The sequence below is a fragment of the Methylobacterium sp. D54C genome (assembly GCF_053345595.1).
Genome location: NZ_JBKFAK010000084.1, coordinates 1 through 1,335, shown reverse-complemented (window position 1 = coordinate 1,335; position 1,335 = coordinate 1). Strand labels below are relative to the sequence as shown.

Annotated in this window: 2 tRNA genes and 2 rRNA genes; all 4 read right to left on the bottom strand. The window is 58.9% G+C overall.

Features of this window, described 5'->3' with window-relative positions:
• Positions 1–521: ribosomal RNA gene (locus ACLBYB_RS32590) — 23S ribosomal RNA — on the bottom strand; the annotation flags it as partial.
• 331 nt (positions 522–852) lie between these two features.
• Positions 853–928: transfer RNA gene (locus tag ACLBYB_RS32585), tRNA-Ala, on the bottom strand.
• Positions 929–962: 34 nt separating this feature from the next.
• Positions 963–1,039, bottom strand: a tRNA-Ile gene (locus ACLBYB_RS32580).
• Positions 1,040–1,237: 198 nt separating this feature from the next.
• Positions 1,238–1,335: ribosomal RNA gene (locus ACLBYB_RS32575) — 16S ribosomal RNA — on the bottom strand; the annotation flags it as partial.

The window sequence follows — 1,335 nt, the reverse complement described above, 5'->3', positions numbered from 1 at the left end:
TCGCTATCGGTCGCTGAGGAGTACTTAGGCTTGGAGGGTGGTCCCCCCATGTTCAGACAGGATTTCACGTGTCCCGCCCTACTCGAGTCCTGTGTATCGTCCGTCCCGTACGGGGCTGTCACCCATCGCGCCGGCCTTTCCAGACCGTTCCGGTAAACTCAACACAGGCACTGGCCTGATCCGCGTTCGCTCGCCACTACTGACGGAGTCTCGTTGATGTCCTTTCCTCCGGGTACTGAGATGTTTCAGTTCCCCGGGTTCGCTTCAAACCCCTATGAATTCAGGATTTGATACCTTCACATGACCAACCGTATTGTTGCTTCTACGGAGCCAGTCCGCGGGTGTCCGCGGAAAGACAGGCCATAGAAACACAATACGGAAGGTCGAAGGTGGGTTTCCCCATTCGGAAATCCCTGGATCAAAGCTCGTTCGCAGCTCCCCAAGGCTTATCGCAGCGTACCACGTCCTTCATCGCCTCTCAGCGCCAAGGCATCCACCGAATGCTCTTAAGGCACTTGATCGCTCTCGTGATCGATGTCCGTTCTTTTGCGACTGGGTCCAGAGGATCCAGCGCAAAAGTCTGACACGGTCACAAAAAGACCAGTGATCAGGTCGTTTCCGACCCGATCACCGTATGCTTGCCGAACATGACCGCCGGGGTTGGCAGCTTTCGCTGCCCCAACGGCCACATTCCCTCTTCACGATGTCACTGATGTCTTCGCCTGACAGCACGTCCAGCCGAACCTGACGGTCCTCGCTGATCATTGCTGCGGCAAACGCATGTTCCAGATAGCGGGCTCGACACCGTCTCATTGAGCGAAGCTGCAGGAGCAGCCTCAAGTCCCAAAAAAGTGGTGGAGCCAGACGGGATCGAACCGACGACCTCATGCTTGCAAAGCACGCGCTCTCCCAGCTGAGCTATGGCCCCAAAGGGTCAAGCCGCAGGCAGAGCCTCCCGTCCATGGTGGGCCTGGGACGACTCGAACGTCCGACCTCACCCTTATCAGGGGTGCGCTCTAACCACCTGAGCTACAGGCCCAGTACGATCGAGCTGTCGCGGGACCAGACCGCAGGCAGACCCGCAGTCGGACCGCTCCGGCGATCGCGCTATCTGGTGAGGAAGAGAAACGAGGGCGGCATCTGTCCCGCCAAGGGGCTCTGACTGAGCCCTGATATCCTAATGACGCCGTCCGAGGAGCGGACCGGAGACCGGTCATCCTGCTGTCAGCATCCTTAGAAAGGAGGTGATCCAGCCGCAGGTTCCCCTACGGCTACCTTGTTACGACTTCACCCCAGTCGCTGACCCTACCGTGGTCGCCTGCCTCCTTGCGGTTG